General features: G+C 63.8%; 13 protein-coding genes. 10 read left to right on the top strand and 3 right to left on the bottom strand.

All coding sequences use genetic code 11. From position 1 onward, the window contains the following. Positions 1-83 precede the first annotated feature (83 nt). The 6 genes from ACUJB0_RS18470 (at position 84) to ACUJB0_RS18445 (ending at position 4947) form a co-directional block, all read left to right on the top strand. Positions 84-1898: an aminopeptidase P family protein gene (locus ACUJB0_RS18470; protein WP_444846466.1), complete on the top strand. Its 1815-nt coding sequence runs from the start codon at positions 84-86 to the stop codon at positions 1896-1898. Continuing rightward, the gene (locus ACUJB0_RS18465) at positions 1895-2152 is read left to right on the top strand and encodes a hypothetical protein (protein ID WP_117012434.1); all 258 of its coding nucleotides are present in this window, start codon (positions 1895-1897) and stop codon (positions 2150-2152) included. The genes ACUJB0_RS18470 and ACUJB0_RS18465 overlap by 4 nt, the downstream gene beginning before the upstream one ends. A gap of 24 nt (positions 2153-2176) precedes the next feature. Next, positions 2177-2923 (top strand): MgtC/SapB family protein, encoded by a 747-nt coding sequence (locus ACUJB0_RS18460; RefSeq protein WP_444846465.1) that lies wholly within the window; start codon positions 2177-2179, stop codon positions 2921-2923. A gap of 2 nt (positions 2924-2925) precedes the next feature. After that, entirely contained in the window at positions 2926-3525 is a 600-nt protein-coding gene (locus ACUJB0_RS18455) for a DUF924 family protein (RefSeq protein ID WP_444846464.1), read from the top strand. Further along, positions 3525-4349 carry a Rossmann-like and DUF2520 domain-containing protein gene (locus tag ACUJB0_RS18450; protein ID WP_444846463.1) on the top strand — a complete coding sequence of 275 codons (825 nt, stop codon included), beginning with the start codon at positions 3525-3527 and terminating at the stop codon, positions 4347-4349. The genes ACUJB0_RS18455 and ACUJB0_RS18450 overlap by 1 nt, the downstream gene beginning before the upstream one ends. Positions 4350-4635: 286 nt before the next feature. Then, positions 4636-4947 (top strand): hypothetical protein, encoded by a 312-nt coding sequence (locus ACUJB0_RS18445; RefSeq protein WP_444846462.1) that lies wholly within the window; start codon positions 4636-4638, stop codon positions 4945-4947. Here ACUJB0_RS18445 and ACUJB0_RS18440 read toward each other — a convergent pair. Then, the gene (locus ACUJB0_RS18440) at positions 4944-5537 is read right to left on the bottom strand and encodes a putative pterin-binding protein (RefSeq protein WP_444846461.1); all 594 of its coding nucleotides are present in this window, start codon (positions 5535-5537) and stop codon (positions 4944-4946) included. The genes ACUJB0_RS18445 and ACUJB0_RS18440 overlap by 4 nt on opposite strands. 70 nt (positions 5538-5607) lie before the next feature. On the opposite strand from ACUJB0_RS18440, the gene ACUJB0_RS18435 reads away from it, so the two are divergent. Beyond that, complete coding sequence (locus ACUJB0_RS18435) at positions 5608-6186, top strand: alpha-ketoglutarate-dependent dioxygenase AlkB family protein (protein ID WP_444846460.1); 579 nt, start codon at positions 5608-5610, stop codon at positions 6184-6186. A gap of 180 nt (positions 6187-6366) precedes the next feature. Beyond that, a complete protein-coding gene (locus tag ACUJB0_RS18430; protein WP_444846459.1) occupies positions 6367-6954 on the top strand; it encodes an outer membrane beta-barrel protein in 588 nt (195 codons plus the stop codon). A 52-nt stretch (positions 6955-7006) separates the two neighbouring features. Here ACUJB0_RS18430 and ettA read toward each other — a convergent pair whose 3' ends face one another. Together ettA and rarD are read right to left on the bottom strand one after the other, a co-directional pair. Then, positions 7007-8674 (bottom strand): energy-dependent translational throttle protein EttA, encoded by a 1668-nt coding sequence (gene ettA / locus ACUJB0_RS18425; RefSeq protein ID WP_117012441.1) that lies wholly within the window; start codon positions 8672-8674, stop codon positions 7007-7009. 82 nt (positions 8675-8756) lie between these two features. Next, a complete protein-coding gene (rarD, locus tag ACUJB0_RS18420; RefSeq protein WP_444846458.1) occupies positions 8757-9632 on the bottom strand; it encodes an EamA family transporter RarD in 876 nt (291 codons plus the stop codon). Between the two features lie 202 nt (positions 9633-9834). On the opposite strand from rarD, the gene ACUJB0_RS18415 reads away from it, so the two are divergent. After that, positions 9835-11715: a potassium transporter Kup gene (locus ACUJB0_RS18415; RefSeq protein ID WP_444846457.1), complete on the top strand. Its 1881-nt coding sequence runs from the start codon at positions 9835-9837 to the stop codon at positions 11713-11715. 117 nt (positions 11716-11832) lie between these two features. Further along, positions 11833-12696 carry an FKBP-type peptidyl-prolyl cis-trans isomerase gene (locus ACUJB0_RS18410; protein WP_444846456.1) on the top strand — a complete coding sequence of 288 codons (864 nt, stop codon included), beginning with the start codon at positions 11833-11835 and terminating at the stop codon, positions 12694-12696. Positions 12697-12708 lie beyond the last annotated feature (12 nt).

Below are 12708 nucleotides of genomic sequence, written 5' to 3'. Positions count from 1 at the left end.
TGCAAACCTGCCCCCTACGCAATCGCGGTATCATAGCGACAAGCTATGCCGCATCGGCGGCGCACCGGAAATCGACTTATCCCATGCATACTCCAGATACTTCCCCCGTCGTCGAGCGCCTGGCGCTGTTGCGCGCGGCGATGCGCCGCCAGAATATCGACGCGCTGATCGTGCCGTCGGCCGATCCTCATTTGTCCGAATATTTGCCAATGCGCTGGCAGGGCCGTGAATGGCTGTCGGGATTTACCGGCTCGGTTGGTACTTTTATTGTCACGCCGGATTTCGCCGGCGTCTGGACCGACGCCCGTTACTGGACCCAGGCCGAGCAGCAATTGGCCGGCACCGGCATCGCGCTGATGAAGCTGACCTCCGGCGCCAGCGTTCAATATGTTGACTGGGTGGCAACGACCCTGACATCCGGCCAGACGGCGGCGGTCGACGGCGCGGTGCTCGGCCTGTCCATCGCCCGTCTGCTGGAACAGGCGCTGAAAGCGAAAAACGTCACCCTGCGCACCGATCTGGACCTGCTGGACGAAGTCTGGACCGGCCGCCCGTCGCTGCCCGAAGCACCGGTTTATGAACACCTGCCGCCGTTCGCATCGCAGACCCGCGCCGAAAAGCTTGTCAATTTGCGCACGACGATGCGGCAGCTGGGCGCCCAGCACCACCTGATTTCGACGCTGGACGATATCGCCTACCTGTTCAATCTGCGCGGCGCCGACGTCAATTTCAACCCGATCTTCCTGTCCCACGCGCTGGTCGGCCCGGACCGCGCCACCTTGTTTGTCGCCGACGGCAAGGTCTCGGCCACGCTGCGCGCCACGCTGGCGGAGGATGGCGTCGATGTCGCGCCTTACGAATCGGCCGCCGCCGCGCTGGCCGCGCTGCCCGCCGACAGCACGCTGCTGATCGACCCGCGCCGCTTCACCTACGGCACACGCCAGTGGGTGCCGGCCACGGTCCGGGTGATCGAGGCGATCAACCCGACCACCTTCGCCAAATCCAAAAAGAGCGATGCCGACGCCGCCCACGTGCGCGCCGCCATGGAGCAGGACGGCGCCGCCCTGTGCGAATTCTTCACCTGGCTGGATCAAACGCTGGCCGATCCGCAGCGCCAACCGCTGACCGAACTGGCCATCGACCGCGAGATCACGGCGGCCCGCGCGCGCCGTCCCGGCTTCGTCAGCCCGAGCTTTGCCACCATCGCCGGCTTCCGCTCCAACGGCGCGATCATGCACTACCGCGCCACCGAAGCCCAGCATTCCGTCATCGAAGGCGACGGCCTGCTGCTGATCGACTCCGGCGGCCAGTATTTGGGCGGCACCACCGACATCACCCGCGTGGTCGGCGTCGGGTCCATCACGGGCGAGCACAAACGCGATTTCACGCTGGTGCTCAAGGGCGTGATCGCGCTGTCCTCGGCGCGCTTCCCGCGCGGGACCAAATCGCCTATGCTCGATTCCATCGCCCGCGCGCCGCTGTGGGCCGAAGGATTGGACTTCGGCCACGGCACCGGCCACGGTGTCGGCTACTTCCTCAACGTGCACGAAGGCCCGCAGTCGATTTCGCAATCGGCGATGCCGGAGCCGCACACCGCCATGGAGCCAGGCATGATCACATCGATAGAACCGGGGCTGTACCGTCCCGGCCACTGGGGCATCCGGATTGAAAACCTGGTGCTCAACCGCCCCGCGGGCCAGACCGAATTCGGCGAGTTCCTCGAATTCGAAACGCTGACCCTGTGCCCGATCGACACCCGCTGCATCGAACCGTCGCTGCTGCGCGACGACGAGAAACGTTGGCTGAACGACTATCACGCCACGGTGCGCAAGCGTTTGCGCCCGCTGCTGTCCGGCGACGCGCTGGCGTGGCTCGACACCCGCACGGAGGCGTTATGAGCGGCCGCGCAACCAGGGCCACGACGGCAGTCGACCGCCTCAAGGTCCGAAGCGGGAACGCCAAATATTCGATGTCGCGCACCGGCAGCGGTCATTTCTTCCTGACCGAAGGCCCCGGCCAGCCACCGCTGTGCGCCCCGTTGGAGTTGGACGACTTTGTCGCCTTCGTCAACGGCATCTCGCCCGCCGCGCCCAAGCGCGTCAGCAAGCTCGATGTCGCATTTGAAAAGCAGCTCGTTAAAAAAGCGCCCTGAGCGCACCGCTGAAAGAGACCACGCATGCCATCGATCGAGTCCCTGTTTGCCTACTGGTCTGCCCACGAAATCGCCACCAACGGCGTTATTTTGCTCAACCTGGTCGGGGCGCTGCTGCTTGGCCTGATGGTTGGCTATGAGCGCTCGTACCACGGCCGCGCGGCCGGCATGCGCACCTACGGGCTGGTTTGCATGGCGTCCGCCGCGTTGACTGTGATCGGCGGCTATCCCGCGGAATGGTTCGGCGGCCATGCCGGCCACACCATCCTCACCTCCGACCCAACCCGCATCGTGCAGGGCATCGTCACCGGCATCGGCTTCCTCGGCGCCGGCGTCATCATGCGCGAGGGCTTTAACATCAGCGGCTTGACGACGGCGGCCTCGATCTGGGCTTCGTCGGTGATCGGCGTGATGGTCGGCATCGGCTTCTATCTTGGCGCCATGGGCTTGGCGGTGCTGAGCGCGGGCGCGATGATCCTGCTGACCAGGGTCGAGGCCTGGCTGCCCTCGCGGCACGCGATAGCGATCACCATGCGCTTCAAGGCGGGCTATCTGCCGCAGGAGCCGGCGTTGCGCGCGATGGCGCTGCAACGCGGCTATGAAATCGCCGGCGGCTCGCTGATGATAGGCAGCGACGGCGGCATGCAGGAATGGCGCTTCGTCGCCATCGCGCTGAGCAAGCGTAGCGGCGCGCCGATGTCGGTGCTGTCGGCCGAACTGGCGCAATTCGACGGCATTCACAGCTTCCAACTGTCGCACGCACGTAACTGAGCATGAACATGAACGAACAAGCCAAGGCGGTATTCGATTTCTGGTTCCAGCCCTCGGAGGGCCAGGCCGCCGATGCGCCGCGCCGCGAGTGGTTCCAGAAGGACGACGATTTCGACCGCGAGATCGGCAGCCGTTTCGGCGCGCTGATCGAGCAGGCGCTGGCCGGCGGCCTGCGGCACTGGGATGAGGAAGGTCCGCGGTCGGCGCTGGCGCGCATCCTGGTGCTGGACCAGTTCTGCCGCAACGTCCATCGCGGCACGCCGCTGGCCTTCGCCGGCGATCCGCAGGCATTGCAGGCGGCGCTCGCCATGGTCGATGCGCGACAGGACGAAACACTGACGCCTTTGCAGCGGGGCTTTGTCTACCTGCCGTTCGAGCACGCGGAGGACATGGCGATGCAGGAGCGGGCCGTGGCCCTGTTCGAACGCATGCACGATGCGGATCCGAGCGCGCCAGGCGTCGCCGGCATGCTCGATTTCGCGCGGCGCCATCGCGAGGTGATCAAGCGCTTCGGCCGTTTCCCGCATCGTAACGCCATCCTTGGCCGCGCGTCGACGCCGGATGAGCAGACATATTTGCAGCATCCGGGGTCCGGTTTCTGATGGCTGACCTGAATCTGATCGGCGCCGGCCACGTCGGCCGCGTGCTGGGACGCTTGCTGGCGGCGCAGGGCGGCTTCCATGTGCAGCAGGTGTTGACCCGGTCCGCCGCGTCGGCGCAGGCGGCGGTGGACTTCATCGGCAGCGGTGCGCCGGTGGAGCGCTACGATCAATTGCAGCCGGCTGACCTGCATGTGCTGGCGGTCGGCGACGACCAGATCGCCGCCGCCTGTGCCGCGCTGGCGCAGTCGGTGCCGCTGAAGGGCAGCGTGGTGTTCCATTGCAGCGGCGCGCTGGCGTCCGGCCAATTGCAGGCGGCGCGCGACGCGGGGGCGCTGATCGCCAGCGTCCATCCGATCCGCAGCTTTGCCGATCCGGCGGCGGTGGCTGCCCAATTTTCAGGCACCTTCTGCGGCATCGAGGGCGACGCCGCCGCATTGGCCGTGCTCACGCCGGCCCTGCAGGCGATCGGCGCGCAGCCCGTGCCCATCGACGCCTCGGCCAAGACCGTGTACCACGCCGCCGCCGTCTTCGCCAGCAACTACCTGGTGACGGTGTTGGACGCCGCCCTGCGCGCCTACATGGCGGCCGGCATCCCGGAACCTGTGGCGCGCCAGATGGCGCAGCCGCTGGCCGCCGAATCGATGGCCAATGTATTCCGCCTCGGCGCCGCCGCCGCGCTCAGCGGCCCGATCGCGCGCGGCGACATGGCAACTGTGGAACGTCAACAACGGGCGGTCGATCAATGGGATGCGCCGACAGGCGACCTCTACCGTGCATTGGTCGCGCCGACGGCCGATCTGGCGCGCCGAAAGCGGCAGAAATAGTCCGCGGGAGCCATAACGGCTCTTATCTCCTTGCAAATTACTGCTTAACAACTATATTTTAAGTAGGTGTATGTCCGACCAGGCGCCGTGCGTTGCAGTTTTATTGGTACGAATTCACAAATAAGTGGCGGGACTAGTCGACAAACCTCGGAATTAGCAATAAGCTTGTTTCTTAGAATGTTTTCTTGAAGAATCTAGCACTGAGCCGGCGCACCAATAGGATAGGGGTAAGAACATGTTATTTCTGAAGAGTACGACCGTCACGAAAGCGCCAGGGATTTACGACGTGGATATCGCCGCTAAACCACCCGGCAAAACCTTTGGTGTGTTCATGGCCACCGATCCGGACAATCCGCCGGCCGAAGTGCTGGCCGCGCTGGCAGCGATGGGCTTCAAGAACACCTACAGCGGCGGCTACACCCACAAGGACCGCGGCAAGGTGCTGGACCTGCACTTCCAGAAAGACGGCACCGACTTGTTCCAAGGCTGGAAAGCCGAAGAGATGGAAGCCAACATGGCCGCCATCACCGCGCTGTTCAGCGGCATCGGCATCACCATCACCCCACGTGTGATGACCTTGGCCGAAGCCTACGCTTAAACCTGCACTTCGATGTGATACAAGGCCCACGGGCAGGAACCAAACCGCTCCGCGAGCGGTTTGGCCGCCATTTCCGGGACCTTGTCGGCATCGTAGACCGCCCATAGCGGCCCCAGCCCGCCCAGCGCCATCGGCGCGCCATCCAGATGGGTGGCGACGATGGTGCGCTGCGCGCGCGCTTGCGCGACCGTGACCACGGCGGCATACCCATCCACCGCACGCAACACCAGCTTGCCGGCATCGCCCAGCGACGCGCCGGCCGCACGCATCACGTCCAGCAGCAGCGGGCCGCGCAGCGTGTGGACCTTGCCGTCGTATTCCAGCGTCGGCTGGATGGTGATGGCCGGCAGCGCGGCCAGCGCCGCGAAGTCGAAGGCGTGCGCCTTGTCGAAGCTGAGCTTTTGCTTGAACATCATCTGGTCCCGCACCGGATCGAAGCGTGCCCGGTTGACCTTGCCGACCGCGCCGGTGACGGTCAGCAGCGCCGGGCCGGCATTGTTCGCGGCGGCGGCCGCCGCTTGCGAGGCGGGCAGGGCGGCGGCGGCCATGCCGGCGAGCGCGGCGCGGCCAAGGAACTGGCGTTTTTTCATGGGGAATACTCCGGGTTGACGTAGTGCCGGTATCATACCGCGCATGGACTTATTTGCCGATGACACTGCCTTGACGCCCATCCCGATCGAGGATGGCGAACTGTGGTTCCAGCAGCGGCTGGCGCTGGACCTGGCGCCGGCCGAGGCCATGCGGCGCCTGCTCGACGAGACCGACTGGCGCGCGGAACAGATCCAGGTCTGGGGCAAGCTGCACATGCAGCCGCGCCTGAGCGCCTGGCATGGCGACGCGCGCTACCGTTATTCCGGCAAAATGTTCCATCCACTGCCGTTCACGCCCCTGCAGCTGCACATAAAACAGGCAGTCGAACAAGCCACCGGCCGCCAGTTCAACAGCCTGCTGCTGAACTACTACCGCGACGAGCGCGACCGCATGGGCTTTCATGCCGACAACGAGCCCGCGCTGGGCCCGAATCCGGCCATCGCCTCGGTCAGCTTCGGCGACCCGCGCACCTTCATCCTCAAGCACCGGACCCTGCCGAAGACCGTCAAGCTGGCGCTGGGCGACGGCTGCCTGCTGTTGATGGCGGGCAGCCTGCAGCATCACTGGCTGCACGGCATCAACAGCGAACGCCAACCGCGCGGACCGCGCATCAACCTCACTTTCCGCAACATTCTGCGCGAACCTTAAGCTGATCTTAAGTTTGGCAAAAGCTGATTTAAGCCATCCATAATTTGGCTTACATCCTGTCACACTTCTTACTAAATCGGTGCGGACAGGGGTTGGCGTGAGTGCTATCTTGGTTCCATCGCAATTCAGAGAACTGCGATCCCAAGCAAGTCCAACACTCACTGCTGAAAGATCAATACTATGAAAAAAATTCTGTTCGCTTTAGTTGCTTCCGCTGCCGCCCTGGCCGGCACCTCCGCTTACGCCGCCGATGACGCGGGCACCGCCTACATCGGCGCTGGTGTCGTGGGCAGCCACTACAAATTCGACGTACCCAACGCCACCAGCACCTCCGACCGCAGCGGCGACAAGGCCACCGGCAAAATCTTCGCTGGCTACAACTTCGACAAGACCTGGGCGATTGAAGGCGGCTACACCGACTTCGGCAAGAAAGGTTACGACTACACGATAGGCGGCGCACCAGGCCACGTGCAGACCAAGGCAGACTCGCTGTACCTGGCCGGCAAGGGCACGTACACCGTGAACGACCAGGTGGCCGTGTTCGGCAAGCTGGGCGTGGCACGCAATCACAACGACGTGACCACCACCGGCATCGCCTCCGTCACGGGCGACAGCAACAAGACCGCGCTGTACGCCTCGGTCGGCGCCGAGTACGCGATCAACAAGAACGTGAAGGTCTCGCTGGAGTATGAAAACTACGGCAAGAACAACATCGATCTGGGCCGCAAAAATGGCGCCATCACCGCCGGCGTGCGCTACAACTTCTAAGTTCAGCTAGCTGTAATAAAAAAGGCCACCTCATCGAGGTGGCCTTCGTCGTTTACACGGTCAGTGGCTTGTAGCGGATGCGTTTTGGCTTCGCGCCTTCCTCGCCCAGGCGTTTCTTCTTGTCGGCTTCGTATTCCTGATAGTTACCGTCGAAGAAGGTGACCTGCGAGTTGCCTTCGAACGCCAGGATGTGGGTGGCGATACGGTCCAGGAACCAGCGATCGTGCGAGATCACCAGCACGGAACCGGCGAACTCCAGCAGCGCATCTTCCAGCGCGCGCAGGGTTTCCACGTCCAGGTCGTTCGACGGTTCATCCAGCAGCAGCACGTTGCCGCCCTTGAGCAGGGTCTTGGCCAGGTGCAGGCGACCGCGTTCACCACCGGACAGGTTGCCGACCACTTTCTGCTGGTCCGAACCCTTGAAGTTGAAGCGGCCCAGGTAGGCGCGCGACGGCATGTCGAAACGGCCGACGCTGAGCATGTCGGCGCCGCCGGACACGTCCTCGAACACGGTCTTGCTGTCGCTCAGCGTGTCGCGGCTCTGGTCGACCAGCGAGATGCGGGCGGTCTGGCCGATCACCACTTCGCCGCTGTCCGGCTTGTCGAGGCCGGCGATCATCTTGAACAGGGTCGACTTACCGGCGCCGTTCGGGCCGATGATGCCGACGATGGCGCCCGGCGGAATGGTGAACGACACGTTGTCGATCAGCAGGCGGTCGCCAAACGCTTTCGACACGTTCTTGAACTCGATCACTTCGTTGCCCAGACGCTCGGCCACAGGGATGAAAATCTCCTGGGTCTCGTTGCGCTTCTGGTATTCGTACTCGCTCAGCTCGTTGAAGCGGGCCAGGCGGGCCTTGGACTTGGCCTGGCGTGCCTTCGGATTCTGGCGCGACCACTCCAGTTCCTTCGCCAGCGCCTTCTGGCGCGCGGACTCGGTGGCTTCTTCCTGCTTCAGGCGGTTGGCCTTCTGGTCCAGCCACGACGAGTAGTTGCCCTTCCATGGAATGCCATGGCCGCGGTCCAGTTCCAGGATCCACTCGGCGGCGTTGTCGAGGAAGTAGCGATCGTGGGTAATGCCGACCACGGTGCCCGGGAAGCGCAGCAGGAACTGTTCGAGCCATTCGACGGACTCGGCGTCCAGGTGGTTGGTCGGTTCGTCGAGCAGCAGCATGTCCGGCTTGGACAGCAGCAGCTTGCACAGCGCCACGCGGCGCTTCTCACCGCCGGACAGCACGCCGATCTTGGCGTCCCAGGGCGGCAGGCGCAGCGCGTCGGCCGCCATTTCCAGTTGCAGGTTCAGGTTGCCGCCGTCGGAGGTCGAGATGATCGCTTCCAGACGCGCCTGCTCGGTGGCCAGCGCGTCGAAGTCGGCGTCTTCCTCGGCGTAGGCGGCGTACACGGCCTCCAGCTTGGCTTGCGCTTCGAACACTTCGCCCAGGCCCGATTCGACTTCCTGGCGCACGGTTTTTTCGGGATCCAGCTGCGGTTCCTGCGGCAGGTAGCCGATGTTCAGGCCCGGCATCGGCACGGCTTCGCCCTGGATGTCGGTGTCGATGCCTGCCATAATTTTCAGCAAGGTCGACTTACCGGAGCCGTTCAGGCCCAGCACGCCGATCTTTGCGCCGGGGAAGAAGGACAGCGAAATATCTTTCAGAATCTGGCGCTTGGGCGGGACGATTTTGCCCACGCGGTTCATGGTATAGACGTAATTTGCCATTGAGAATCTCAGTCAGAATTTTTTAATTGCATGGAAATGCAAGGAAGGACGACAGGATACGATAAATCCCGCCGCCCGCCCACTATTTAGCGCGCCGGGAGGCCCACAGGCCCTCGCCCACGTACAGCGCCAGCGCGGCCCAGATGATGACGAAGCCGATCAGCCGCGCCTGCGGGAAGGTCTCGTGGAACACCCATACGCCCAACAGCGCCTGCATGCTGGGCGACAGGTATTGCAGCAGCCCCAGCACCGACATCGGAATCTTGCGCGCGCCGGCCGCGAACATCACCAGCGGAATCGCGGTGATCGGCCCGGCCGCCGCCAGCAGCCAGCGGGTGCTGTCGTACGGCGTGTTGAGGAAGGTGTTCTGGCCGTGCGCGGTCAGCCACAGCACATAGGCCAGCGCCAGCGGGAACAGTAGCATGGTCTCCAGCGACAGGCCCTCCAGTGCGGCCAGCGCGGCGGTCTTGCGCAGCAGACCGTAGCCGCCGAAGGTCAGGCCCAGGATCAGCGCGATCCACGGCAGCTGGCCGGCCGACCAGGTCAGCCACAGCACGCCGCTGGCCGCCACGCCGATGGCGATCCACTGGCCGCGGCGCAATTTTTCCTTCAGCACCAGCAAGCCCAGCAGCACATTGATCAGCGGATTGATGAAATAACCCAGGCTGGCATCGATGACATGGCCGTTGTTGACCGACCAGATGTAGACGAACCAGTTGGCCGTCAGCAGCACCGCCGAGGCCACGAAGCTGGCCAGCACGCGCGGCTTGCGCCACACCTGCGGCAGCCACTTCCATTGTTGGCGCGCGGTCAGCACCAGGCCCAGGAACAATAGCGACCACAGCATGCGGTGCGCCAGGATCTCCATCGCCGGCACCTCGCCGATGGCGTGGAAGTACAGCGGGAACAAGCCCCAGCAAAAGAACGCGAATGTGGCGTAAACAATACCAATGTTCATGGAGAGGACGGCGGGAGGGAGGCAAGGTCTGCCATTATCGCCGATCTGGCGCACCGTCGCTGTGCGGCCTCGCGCTTCGGCCCGCAGCAGCGTACACTGGCGATATTGAATTTTTGGAACGTCCTTCCATGCGAAAATCTCCTTGCCTTTTGCAAATACTTATCCTATTGTGCAATGCACCAAAACAACAACAGGTGCAATCTTGACCGAGCAACATAAGAAAAGCAGCCTCGTCGCCCTGACGCTGGCAGCGGTAGGCATCGTCTACGGCGACATCGGTACCAGTCCCCTCTACACCCTCAAAACCATTTTCGATCCCGAGCACGGCCTGGTCCTGAACGGCAACAACCTGCTGGGTATTATTTCGCTCATCTTCTGGGGCTTGACGATGATCGTCTCGCTCAAATACGTCAGCCTGGTGCTGCGCGCGGACAACCGCGGCGAGGGCGGCATCATGGCGCTGATGGCGCTGGCGCTCAATTCCGTGACCAAGACCGCGCCGCGCTGGCACTATCCGCTGATGCTGCTGGGCGTGTTCGGCGCCACCATGTTCTACGGCGACAGCGTGATCACGCCGGCCATCTCGGTGCTCAGCGCGATCGAGGGTCTGGAAGTGGCCGCGCCCGGCCTGGAGCAATACGTCGTGCCGCTGACCATCATCGTGCTGGTCTCGCTGTACGCGGTGCAACGCCACGGCACGGCCGGCATCGGCCGCCTGTTCGGCCCGGTGATGGTGGTGTGGTTCGCCGCGCTGTCGGTCATGGGCCTGATCAACATCGCGCAGGCGCCACAGATCCTGTGGGCGCTGAACCCGCTGCACGCGCTGCGCTTCATGTTTGAAAACCGCATGATCGCCTTCGTCGCGCTGGGCGCCGTGGTGCTGGCCTTCACCGGCGCCGAGGCGCTGTACGCCGACATGGGCCACTTCGGCAAGCGGCCGATCCGGGTCGCATGGTTCATGATCGTGTTCCCGTCGCTGGCGCTGAACTACCTGGGCCAGGGCGCGCTGCTGCTGAACCATCCCGACGCGATCTCCAATCCCTTCTTCCAGCAGCTCGGCGCCTGGAGCGTCTACCCGCTGGTGGCGCTGTCCACGGTGGCGACGGTGATCGCCTCGCAGGCCACCATCTCCGGCACCTTCTCGATGACCAAGCAGGCCATCGCCCTGGGCCTGCTGCCGCGCATGCGCGTGCTGCACACCTCGGCCACCGAGATCGGCCAGATCTACATCCCCATCGTCAACTGGCTGCAGCTGTCGGTGGTGCTGATGGCGGTGGTCGGATTCGGCTCGTCGGAAAAGCTGGCCGGCGCCTACGGCATCGCGGTCACGGCGACCATGCTGGCGACCACCTTCCTGACCTTCTTCGTGATCCGCTACCGCTGGCACCTGCCGCTGTGGCTGTGCTTTGCCGCCACCGGTTTCTTCATCGTGATCGACCTGCTGCTGTTCTCGGCCAGCTCGCTCAAGCTGTTCCACGGCGGCTGGTTCCCGCTGCTGTTGGCGATCATCCTGTTCACGGTGATGCTGACCTGGAAGCGCGGCCGCGAGCTGGTGTTCCAGAATCTGCAGAAGCACGCGATCCCGCTGGAAGACTTCCTGTCCTCGCTGTTCGTGGCGCCGCCGACGCGCGTGTACGGCACCGCCATCTTCCTGCGCGGCGAGAGCGACGGCGTGCCGCACGCGCTGCTGCACAACCTGTCGCACAACAAGGTGCTGCATGAGCGCGTGGTGTTCTTCACGGTGCACGTGGTGGAGGAGCCGTTCGTGCCGGAGGCCGAACAGGTCAAGGTGACGGACCTGGGCCACCAGTGCTACCAGGTGAACGTCCACTACGGCTTCAAGGACGAACCGGACATCCCGAAAGCGCTGGCCCAGTGCGACTGCCTCGGCCTGCCGTTCGAGATGATGGAGACCTCGTTCTTCATCGCCCGCCAGACGGTCATCTCGACCCCCGGCGCCGGCATGTCGACCTGGCGCGAGCACCTGTTCGTGACCATGTCGCGCAACGCCCGCGGCGCCGCCGACTACTACCAGATCCCCACCAACCGCGTGATCGAACTGGGCACGCAAGTGGAAATTTAAGCACACATACGGCGCTAAATAATGTAACCGAATGTAGCGCCCGGAGCGGAAGCGGCATGGTCTGCTAAACTTCTGCTCCGAAAGTGGGACCAATACGAACACACATCTAAGGTAATCATGAAATCGATGTTTCAATATATTGCTGCCGTTGCCTGCGTAGCGGCCTTGACCGCCTGCGGCGGCGGCGCGAAAACCCCGACGGCCGTGGTGGTGCCGCAGCCTGCGTTCAAATTGACCGATACCGTGGTTGGCACCGGCACCCAGGCGGCGGCGGGCGATCTGGTGGTGATCAACTTCACCGGCTACCTGTACGACTCGACCAAGGCCGATTTCAAAGGCCTCAAGGTGGAAAGCTCGGTCGATACCGGCAAGCCAGCCACGCCGTTCACGGTGGGTGTCGGCAGCGTGGTGACCGGCTGGGACCAGTCCATCCTCGGCGTGGCGCCTCTCGCCGCGATGAAAATTGGTGGCAAGCGCACCGCGATCCTGCCGGCCAGTCTGGTGTACGGCGCCGCCACGCGCGACGTGCCTAACCCAAATCCATACGGCTACGTGGCGATTCCAGCCAACTCGCCGATGGTCTACGATTTTGAGCTGGTCAATGTCGTCAAGGGTAACGTGCCGGTGACCGTGCCTCCGCCGACCACGCTGCAGTCGGTCGACACGCTGGTAGGTACCGGCGCCACTGTGGCCGCCGGCCAGACGGTGACCGTGAACTACGCCCTGTATCTGTACGATGGCACCCGCGCCGATTTGCGCGGCCCTCTGGTGCAAACCACCATTGGCGCCGCAGCGCAAGATTTTGTACTGGCCGATGGTAAGGTCATTACAGGTTGGATCCAAGGCGTACCGGGTATGAAGGTTGGCGGCAAGCGTACATTGACCGTCCCACCTGGTCTGGGCTATGGCGCGGTTGCGCAGACTAACATTCCCGCCAACTCGACGCTGATTTTCGATATCGTGCTGGTTGGCGTTAAATAAGCCAATTCGCGC

Source organism: Duganella caerulea, assembly GCF_040362985.1.
Taxonomy (GTDB): Bacteria; Pseudomonadota; Gammaproteobacteria; order Burkholderiales; family Burkholderiaceae_D; genus Rugamonas; species Rugamonas vulcania.
The sequence above is the reverse complement of the archived record's forward strand: the minus strand, read 5'-3'. Positions and strand labels throughout refer to the sequence as shown.

Coding starts and splice junctions, on each gene's coding strand:
- ettA (WP_117012441.1), bottom strand. CDS start 8,674: ATGGCAAATTACGTCTATACCATGAACCGCGTGGGCAAAATCGTCCCG.
- ACUJB0_RS18465 (WP_117012434.1), top strand. CDS start 1,895: ATGAGCGGCCGCGCAACCAGGGCCACGACGGCAGTCGACCGCCTCAAG.
- rarD (WP_444846458.1), bottom strand. CDS start 9,632: ATGAACATTGGTATTGTTTACGCCACATTCGCGTTCTTTTGCTGGGGC.
- ACUJB0_RS18440 (WP_444846461.1), bottom strand. CDS start 5,537: ATGAAAAAACGCCAGTTCCTTGGCCGCGCCGCGCTCGCCGGCATGGCC.
- ACUJB0_RS18410 (WP_444846456.1), top strand. CDS start 11,833: ATGAAATCGATGTTTCAATATATTGCTGCCGTTGCCTGCGTAGCGGCC.
- ACUJB0_RS18460 (WP_444846465.1), top strand. CDS start 2,177: ATGCCATCGATCGAGTCCCTGTTTGCCTACTGGTCTGCCCACGAAATC.
- ACUJB0_RS18430 (WP_444846459.1), top strand. CDS start 6,367: ATGAAAAAAATTCTGTTCGCTTTAGTTGCTTCCGCTGCCGCCCTGGCC.
- ACUJB0_RS18470 (WP_444846466.1), top strand. CDS start 84: ATGCATACTCCAGATACTTCCCCCGTCGTCGAGCGCCTGGCGCTGTTG.
- ACUJB0_RS18455 (WP_444846464.1), top strand. CDS start 2,926: ATGAACATGAACGAACAAGCCAAGGCGGTATTCGATTTCTGGTTCCAG.
- ACUJB0_RS18450 (WP_444846463.1), top strand. CDS start 3,525: ATGGCTGACCTGAATCTGATCGGCGCCGGCCACGTCGGCCGCGTGCTG.